The sequence below is a fragment of the Frankia sp. CcMO1 genome (assembly GCF_977945845.1).
Map to the genome: position 1 here is coordinate 1 of NZ_CDWTMG010000224.1, position 8,167 is coordinate 8,167.

Annotated in this window: 4 protein-coding genes; 3 read left to right on the plus strand and 1 reads right to left on the minus strand. The window is 71.6% G+C overall.

The features are described from left to right. Positions 1-65: 65 nt before the first annotated feature. Positions 66-458: an SLOG cluster 4 domain-containing protein gene (locus AC08OU_RS19980; RefSeq protein WP_476605546.1), complete on the minus strand. Its 393-nt coding sequence runs from the start codon at positions 456-458 to the stop codon at positions 66-68. 391 nt (positions 459-849) lie between these two features. On the opposite strand from AC08OU_RS19980, the gene AC08OU_RS19985 reads away from it, so the two are divergent. The 3 genes from AC08OU_RS19985 to AC08OU_RS19995 all read left to right on the plus strand — a co-directional run bounded on the left by AC08OU_RS19985 (position 850) and on the right by AC08OU_RS19995 (position 7,735). Then, positions 850-3,435, plus strand: coding sequence for a glutamate--cysteine ligase (locus tag AC08OU_RS19985; RefSeq protein ID WP_476605547.1), 2,586 nt, complete (start codon positions 850-852; stop codon positions 3,433-3,435). A gap of 265 nt (positions 3,436-3,700) precedes the next feature. Next, on the plus strand, positions 3,701-5,485 hold the full coding sequence (locus AC08OU_RS19990; protein ID WP_476601820.1) for an N-acetylglutaminylglutamine amidotransferase: 1,785 nt from the start codon (positions 3,701-3,703) through the stop codon (positions 5,483-5,485). 63 nt (positions 5,486-5,548) lie between these two features. Further along, a complete protein-coding gene (locus AC08OU_RS19995) occupies positions 5,549-7,735 on the plus strand; it encodes a S9 family peptidase (protein WP_476601821.1) in 2,187 nt (728 codons plus the stop codon). The last annotated feature ends 432 nt before the right edge of the window (positions 7,736-8,167 follow it).

Here is an 8,167-nt window from a genome sequence, read left to right on the forward strand (position 1 = left end):
GCCCACTGCTCGTTCGTCAGGTCACCCCACGCCACACAACGGATCATGCAATCCGAAAATCACCATCAGATCCACGGCCAACCCCGGGACGTACTTCCCAAACAGGCCCTAAGCGTTCCCCAGCTTCCGCCGACGGCGACCAACGCGTCGCTGCCGCGGACGAGCAGGCCGTTGCGCAGCTCGCCCAGCCCGGTCGGGAGGCTGACGGTGAGATGGTCGTTTCCCTCGTCCCGGGACAGGCCCGGCAGCAGCCCGATCGTCGTCCCGCCGACCGATCGGGCGCCCCGGCAGGCCGCTGCCATGATCCCGCCCAGGCCCCCGCAGACGACGTACCAGCCGACCTCGGCGAGACGCCGTCCGACGGACTCGGCGGTGGCGACCTCACGGACGGTGGCCTTGGCCGGCCCGATCACCCCGATGTAGACCTCGTCCCGCCGCATCCGCCCGTCCCGCCGCATCCGTCGATCCTCCCGCCGGTGAGCCGGTCGAGCGACCGCGCGCCGCATCGGACAGCCGCATCGGAGAGTCCGCGCCCTGCACGCTTCGTCACGTTTTATCGAGGCCCGGCGGGATAGTAGAGACCCTGTTGGGGCCGTCGGCCCCGCCAGCAGGGCCGACGGACCGGATGGACGGACCGGACGAGACCGGGCGAGAGTGGTCGTGGTCGAGTGGTCGTGGTCACGCAGGTGGGCCGGGGCGAGGCCTCGGGCGAGGCGTCGGGTGGCGGCCGGTACCCGGCGACGACAAGGGTGGGGGTGCAGGTCCGTGGCGAGTAGTGCGGGATTCTTCCCGAGACGGGTCATAGCTGTGATACGCATGTGTAACCGGCAGGCCGTAGCGTAGCCCGCCATGAGCGACGCACGAATCGTGGCCGTCGGCGTCGAGGAGGAATTTCACATCCTCGATCTCACCACCCGTCAGCTCGTTCCCAGGGCCGAGGAAATCCTCCGCCGGCTCGACGGGGACTCGTTCTCCCCAGAGCTATTGAAATCGGTTGTCGAGACGAACAGTCAGCCGACGGCGGATCTGCTGGAGCTGCGGACGAACCTGCTCGATCTGCGGCGGCGACTCGCGGAGGTGACCGGCGAGCTTGGGCTCGGGCCGGCCGCCGCGGGCACCGTGCCGATCGTGGACATGGATCTGCTCGACGTCTCCCGGGACGACCGTTACGAGCAGATGACTGAGGACTACCAGATCGTCGCGCGCGAGCAGCTCATCTGCGGCGCTCAGGTGCACGTCGACGTGGCCGACCGTGACCTCGCGATGGCCGTCGTCGCCTGGACCGCGCCGTGGCCGCCGATGCTGCTGGCGCTCTCGGCCAGCTCGCCGTTCTGGATGGGTGCCGACAGCGGCTACGCGAGCATGCGCACGCTGGTGTGGCAGCGATGGCCGACCGCGGGGGTCGCCGGGTCCTTCCGGACCGCCGCCGAGTACGACCAGCTCGTGGCGGACCTGATCAAGTCCGGGGTGATCAGCGACCCGGGGATGGTCTACTTCGACGTCCGCCCGTCGGCCCACCTGCCCACCGTCGAGCTGCGCATCTGCGATGCCTGCCCGGACGTCGACAACGTCATCCTCATCGCCGGGCTGTTCCGGGCGCTGGTGTGCCAGGCCATCGAGGAGATCGAGGCCGGCGGCCAGGCCCCGCCGCCGCGCGCGGAGCTGCTGCGCGCGGCGACCTGGCGGGCGGCCCGGTCCGGCCTGGAGGGCGACCTCGTCGACCTCCTCGGTACCGGCCCTATACCGGCCCAGGCCATGCTGCGCCGGCTGCTCACCGAGGTCCGCCCGCAGCTCGAACGGTTCGACGACTGGGAGCTCATCGACAACCTGGCCGAACAGGCCGTTGGCCGGGGCAGCTCCGCGCACCGCCAGCGCCGGGCCTTCGCCCGTCGGGGTCTGCTCACCGACGTCGCGGATCTGGTGCTGGCCGAGACCCGCGACGTCCCGCCCGCGGGGGCGGCGGCCGCGCTGGGGAGCGCGCCCGCCGTGTCCGCCTCCGACCAGATTGCGCCGCGGCTGCTCGAGCGCTACCAGCCGACCGGGTACGACGAGATCGTCGATGCCCGCGGCGCGGTCCGTCCCCAGTACCGGGCCGTCATGCGCACCTTGGAACGGCTCGGCCCGGGCATCCTCGACGAACGGGTCGGGACGCGCGAGGCCGAGCAGAACGACCGGGGGATCATCTTCCGGGCCTCGGGGGACTCCACCAGCCGTCCCTTTCCGTTCGACCTGGTCCCGCGGATCATCGCCGCCGACGACTGGACGACCCTGACGACCGGGCTGAGCCAGCGGGTCCGGGCCTTGGAGGCGTTCCTGCACGACAGCTACGGCGAGCGGGCGGCCGTCGCCGACGGGATCGTGCCGGCCTGGGTGGTCAACGACGCGCCGAGCCTGCGCCACGGCGGTCGCGCCGCCGGCCCGGACGCCATCCGGGTGACCGTCGCCGGCATCGACCTGGTCCGCGGCGGCGACGGCGGCTGGCTGGTGCTGGAGGACAACCTGCGCGTCCCGTCCGGTATCGCCTACGCCATGGAAGGCCGGCGGCTCGCCGAGTCGGTGCTGCCGGAGCTCGGTCCGCCGGCCGGCATCCTGCGGCTGGACGGTATACCCGCCCTGCTGCACGAGGCGCTGGTCGCGGCGGCCCCGGCGGCGGCCGCGGGGGAACCGGCGGTGGCCGTGCTGACCGGCGGGAAGACCGACGCGGCGTACTTCGAGCATTCCCTGCTCGCCGAGAAGATGGGCGTTGCGCTGGTGGAACCGGCGGATCTGCTGGTCGACGACAACGACGTCGTCCACCGGATCGACGGCTCCCGGCGGTGCCGCGTCGACGTCCTCTACCGCCGGATGGACGAGGACGACCTGTTCGGCGCCCTCGGAGCCGACGGCACCCCGTTGGGGCTCCCGCTGCTGCGCGCGATCCGGGCCCGCCGGGTCGGCATGGCGAACGCTCTGGGTAACGGGGTGGGTGACGACAAGGTCGTCTACGCCTACGTCCCGCGGATGGTCACCTACTACCTGGGCGAGCAGCCGGTGCTCGACGACGTGCCGACCTATGTCTGCGGTGACCCGGAGCAGCGCGAACACGTGCTGGACAACCTCGATCAACTGGTGGTGAAGCCGGTCGACGGGTACGGCGGGTCCGGCGTGGTCATCGGGCCGCGCGCCGAGCCCTACCGGCTCACCGAGGTCCGCGAGCGGATCCTGGCCGATCCCCGGCAGTGGATCGGCCAGGAACTGGTGTCGCTGTCGACCCATCCGACCTGGCACGACAGCCATCTCGAACCCTGCGCGGTGGATCTGCGGGTCTTCGTCTACGCCGGGTGGGAGCCGCGGGTGGTGCCCGCGGCGCTCAGCCGGGTGGCGCCTCCCGGCAGTCTGATCGTCAACTCCTCGCAGGGCGGGGGGTCCAAGGACACCTGGATTTCCCGCCGTTAGCCGGTGATTCCCCGCCGTCAACCGTTCCGTGACCGCTACTCTCCGTAGTCTGATCCAGGGTGGCCCGGTCTTCCGTCGCGGGGTGCTCCGTCGCGGGTGCACTGCGGTTCCGCGCGGGTTGGCGACCGAGGGAGTTGGCAACATCGCGGACACTGTTGTGAAATCTCCGTCCTCGAGAGTGAGGTCGTAATCAACGGCTGCGGTATCGGGAAGGAAGCCCCGGGGAATGGATCTCGCCTGACTTCATCGATCGACGGGAGCGCACATGTGCGGGCTGAGTGGCGAGCTGAGATTCGACGGCCGGGGAGCGAACGTCGACGCGGTGGTGCGGATGACCGCGACGATGGTGCCGCGGGGCCCGGACGGCGTGGGAGTGTGGTCCGCCGGCCCAGTTGCGTTCGGGCACCGTCGCCTGAAGATCATCGATTTGTCCGAGCGCGGTGCCCAGCCCATGGTGGACAACGAGCTCGGCCTGACCACGGTGTTCAACGGGTGCATCTACAATTATCAGGAGCTGCGTGACGAGCTGGTCGCGGCCGGCTACCGCTTCTTCTCCACCTCCGACACGGAGGTGATCGGCAAGGCGTACCACCGGTGGGGGAGACGCTGCGTCGACCACTTCGCCGGGATGTTCGCCTTCGCCATCGCCGAGCGGGACAGCGGGCGGCTGATCCTCGCCCGGGACCGGCTCGGCATCAAGCCGCTCTACCTCACCGGGAACAGCGAGCGCCTGCGGTTCGCCTCCACCCTGCCGGCCCTGCTCGCCGGCGGCGGCGTCTCCTCCGACATCGACCTGGTCGCCTTTCACCACTACCTGTCGTTCCATTCCGTGGTGCCCGCCCCGCACACGATTCTGGCCGGGGTGCGCAAGCTGCCCGCGGCGACCGTGCGGGTGGTGGAACCGGACGGCACCTCGACCGACGACCTGTACTGGCGTCCCAGCTTCACCCGCGATCCCGCGTACGCGGACTGGACCGCCCGTGACTGGCAGGACGCGATCGCCGAGCGGCTGCGCCTCGCGGTGCGCCGCCGGATGGTCGCCGACGTCCCGGTCGGCGTGCTGCTGTCCGGTGGGCTGGACTCCAGTCTGATCGTCGCGCTGCTCGCCGAGGCGGGGCAGAAGGATCTCGCGACCTTCAGTGTCGGGTTCGAGGCCGTCGGCGGCGAGCCCGGCGACGAGTTCGTCTACTCCGACGTCATCGCCCGGTATTTCGATACCGACCATCACCAGATCCGGGTGCCGGGGACGAGGCTGCTGCCCGCCGTCGACGCGGCCATCGCCGCGATGAGCGAGCCGATGGTCAGCCACGACTGCGTGGCCTTCTACCTGCTCTCCCAGGAGGTCTCCCGGCACGTCAAGGCCGTGCAGTCGGGGCAGGGCGCCGACGAGGTCTTCGCCGGGTATTCCTGGTATCCGCCGCTGGCGGGTGTTGGGCGGACCGACGCCGTCGACGCCTACCTGCGGGTCTTCGCCGACCGACCGCACCGGGACCTGCCCGCGATGGTGGAGCCGCACCATCTCATCGAGGCCGATGCCAGCCGGCACTTCGTCGCCTCCCACTTCGCCCGGCCGGGCGCCGAGACCGCCGTCGACGCCGCGCTGCGCATCGACTCGACGATCATGCTCGTTGACGACCCCGTGAAACGGGTCGACAACATGACGATGGCCGCGGGGCTCGAGGCCCGCACCCCCTTCCTCGACCACGAGCTGGTCGAGCTCGCCGCCGCCTGCCCGCCGGAGCTGAAGCTCGCCTCCGGCGGCAAGGGCGTGCTCAAGAACATCGGCCGCCCGCTGATGCCGGTCGACGTCATCGACCGACCCAAGGGGTATTTCCCGGTGCCGGCGATCCGTCATCTCGACGGGCCGTTCCTGGACCGGGTGCGCGAGGCGCTCACCGATCCGGCGGCGAAGACGCGGGGCCTGTTCCGGCCGGTGTGGGTCCGGACGATGCTCGCCGCCCCGAACGACAACCGCACGGCGCTCGGCGCGAACGCCCTGTGGCAGGCCGCGCTGCTCGAGATGTGGCTCCAGACCCACACGGTCGCGTGATCTACGTAGGTCGCACGACCCACGTACGTCGCACGACCGAGTCGCATGATCCCTTGGAGTGACATGATCCGACCCGCGGTGGCGCAGCCGGTGGTGGGACGGCCGGTGGTGGCGCGGCCGGTGGTGGCGCGGCCGGTGGTGACGCGGCCGGTGGTGACGCAGCCGGCGGTGCCGCACACCGTCGACTCCGGGCGTCCCGGCGATCTGTCCGACGCCTGGGTCGCGGCGGCGAGCTGTCGCGCACCGAGTACCGGCCCGCATGGTCGGCTCGCCTTCGTCGGTGATCGCGGCGGCGCCCCCGCGCTGTGGATCCGGGACCCGGACGGCCGGGAGCGCCCGGTCGACACCGGCCCCGGTCAGGTCCGGGCGGTCCTGTGGTCGCCGACCGACGACCGGATCGCCGTCCACGTCGCGCCGGGCGGCGGGGAGCTCACTGAGGTCCGGACCGTCCGGGCGGACGGCGGTGACCTGCGCCACCTGGCCGGCGGCGGGGGGCGGGCCGCCACCCCGGCCCGCTGGACCGACGACGGCCACGGCCTCGTCGTGACCGAGTCCGACCGCTCCGATCCGTCCGGCCGCACCGCCGCGGTGCTGATCGACTCCGGCGGGCGACGGACCCGCCTCGCCGCTGGAGTGGCGCTGCAGGTGTGCGACGGTTCGGGGTGGGGCCCGGCCGGTGGCGGGTACCGCCTGCTGCTGCGGGATGGCCCCCGTGGCGTCCGGCGGGTGCTCGTGGCCGACACCATGATCGCCGTCAGGGAGGGGATTGCCGTCAGGGAGGGGATCGGCGCCGGGGAGGGGATTGCCGCCGGGGACGGGATCGGCGCCGGGGACGGAATCGGCGGGTCATGGCAGGTGCCCGGCGGGACGGCGACCACCGTGACCGGTCGGTTCGTCGCCGACGGCCGTCGCCTGCTGCTGCTGTGCGACATCGGGCGGGACCGAGCCGCGTTGTTTGACGTCCCTGTCGACCCCACGGGCGATCCGGCCGGCGGGCCGCGGGTCCTCGTCGCCCGGGACAACGCCGATCTGGAGCGGTTCGCCCTGCTCGATCCGGATCGGGCGGTCGTCGTCTGGAACGTGGGCGGGCGCAGCGAGCTCGCGCTGGTCGATCTGCCCACCGGACGGTCCCTGACGCTGCCGCCGCTTCCCCGCGACGTCGTCACAGGCGTGCTCGTCCGGCCCGGGGGCCGGGAGCTCGTGCTTGCCCTGGATGGTGCCACCAGGCCGGGGGAGATCTGGACCTGGGATCTCACTGCGCCATCCGCCGGCTACCGTCGGCTGATCTCGCACGCTCCCGTCGAGGCGGTGACTATCCCGGGACCGCGGGTTGTCCTGAATATCGACGTCGACAGCCCGGGATTCGACAGCCCGGAGCCCGCCGCGCCACCCGGGCCACCCGCGCCATCCGGGCCGCCCGCGCCGGCGCGCGTACCCGGGATCCCCGGGCCCCGCACCGGTGACCACCCGCGGCTGGTCCGTCCGGTGCCGTGCGCCCTGCCAGCCCACGACGGCCGGGAACTGTCCGGTTGGTGGTACCGCCCGCACGGCCCGCGAGGACCGGTCCCGACCCTGCTCCACCTGCACGGCGGCCCGGAGGCGCAGGAACGTCCCGTCTACAACCCGCTGTTCCAGGCCGTGCTCGCCCGGGGGATCGCGGTGTTCGCGCCGAATGTGCGCGGCTCCACCGGATTCGGCCGGTCGTTCGAGGAGGCGGACCACACCCATCGTCGGTTCAGTGGCATCGCCGACGTCCGCAGCTGCGTGACGCATCTGGTCGCGACGGGCCTGGCCGACCCGGACCGGATCGGCGTCGCCGGCCGCTCCTACGGCGGCTATCTGACGCTGGCGGCGATGGTCCACTTCCCGGAGCTGTTCCGGGTCGGGGTGGACGTCTGCGGGATGGTTGATCTGGAGAGCTTCTATCAGTACACCGAGCCGTGGATCGCCGCGTCCGCGGTCACCAAGTACGGTGATCCACGCACCGAGCCGGCGTTGCTGCGGGCGCTGTCCCCGCTGCACCGGATGAGCGCCCTCGCCGCGCCGCTGCTCGTCGTGCACGGGGAGAACGACACCAACGTCCCGGTGATCGAGGCCGAGCAGACGGTCGCCGCGGCCCTCGCTCGCGGCGTCGACTGCCGTTACCTGCTCTTTCCCGGCGAGGGGCACGAGATCGCGGATCTGCGCCACCGCAGGTCGTTCGTCCGAGCCGTCGTCGACTGGCTGACCCCCCGGCTGCTGGCCCCCTGACTCCCCGACCTCCTGCTGATCCTGGTTTCTTGCCAAAGATTTGACCCGGTGGTCGGACGCGCTGTTCGAGCTCGCTGACGCTATGCTGTGCGCGGACAGTCCGGTACGGGTCTGCCAAAGAAAATGGCTCTGCCGGGATTCCGGCGGTGACAGGCCGTTGTTCTTGCAGCCTCTGTTTACCATCCAGACACTGGTCCGTCGACGAGGTCGGGCTGGTCCTAGCCCGGCTCGTGGTGTGCCTGCTCGTCCCCGCCGGAGCGCCAGTCACGGTCGCGGTCGACGACACGCTCTGGTCCGCAAGGACACCACCTCCGCATCCCGGCTGTGGCTGGCCGCCCGCATGACCGAGAAACTGGCCACCGCCATGCCCGGGCGGACGATCCACACGGTCGGCGACGCCGCCTACGCCGGGGACGAGCTACGCACTCTGCC